General features: G+C 49.7%; 1 protein-coding gene. It reads left to right on the top strand.

What is annotated here, in order from left to right:
* Positions 1-1,000: aminopeptidase P family N-terminal domain-containing protein (locus tag R7P72_RS26345; protein WP_318111230.1), on the top strand; the 1,000-nt coding region annotated here is incomplete at both ends.

Genomic DNA, 1,000 nt, shown 5'->3' with positions numbered 1-1,000 from the left:
CCCTAAGCCGCGTGAACGCAATTCGCGAATGGCTTACTCAACACAACATTGATGCCCTACTGATCCCTCACGAAGATGAATACCTGGGTGAATATGTTCCCGCGCACAATGAACGTCTCCACTGGCTAACCGGATTCACAGGCTCTGCAGGCGCAGCCGTGATCACACAAGACAAAGCCGCGATTTTTGTTGATGGTCGCTACACAGTTCAAGTGACCAAACAAGTTCCTAGCGATTTGTTTGAATATCGCCACCTAATTGAAGAACCGGCATTGGATTGGATTCAAGACAATCTAACCGCAAATGCGTCCGTGGCTATCGACCCACGTATGCACAGCTCGGCTTGGCTAGATATGGCACAAGCAAAACTGGCCGGAAAACTTGAGCTAAACATTCTCTCCAGCAACCCAATTGATGAGCTGTGGCATGACCGCCCTGCACCAGTGGTTTCTGACGTTCGCCTCATGCCAACCGAAGCCGTTGGTCAATCAAGCGAAAGTAAGCGTAAAGAGATCGCTCAACTGGTAGCAAAAGCCGGTGCCGACAGTGCAGTTATCACAGCGCTTGATTCTATTTGTTGGCTATTGAACGTACGTGGCTTGGATGTATCGCGTTTGCCAGTTTTACTCTCGCACGCGATTCTTCATGCCGACTCAAGTGTAGAGTACTTCCTAGATCCCGCTCGCTTACCTGCTGAATTTGCAGCGCATGTGGGTACTGGTGTGACGGTTCATCATCCAGAAGCACTTCAATCTCGCCTTGAAGCCATGTCTGGTAAAAAGGTATTGCTCGACCCAGCAATCAGTAACGCATGGTTTAAGTTAGTTCTGCAAAATGCAGGCGCATCGGTTATTGCTGCAGCCGATCCATGTTTAATGCCAAAAGCCGCGAAAAACGAAGTTGAGATTGCGGGCATGAAAGCCTGTCATATCCGCGACGGTGTAGCGATGAGCAAATTCCTTTGCTGGCTAGATGCCGAAGTGGCTGCTGGCAATCTTCA

It is taken from the genome of Vibrio sp. Vb0888 (assembly GCF_033338835.1).
In the GTDB taxonomy this organism is placed as follows: domain Bacteria; phylum Pseudomonadota; class Gammaproteobacteria; order Enterobacterales; family Vibrionaceae; genus Vibrio; species Vibrio alginolyticus.
This window is presented reverse-complemented; position numbering and strand designations above follow the sequence as displayed.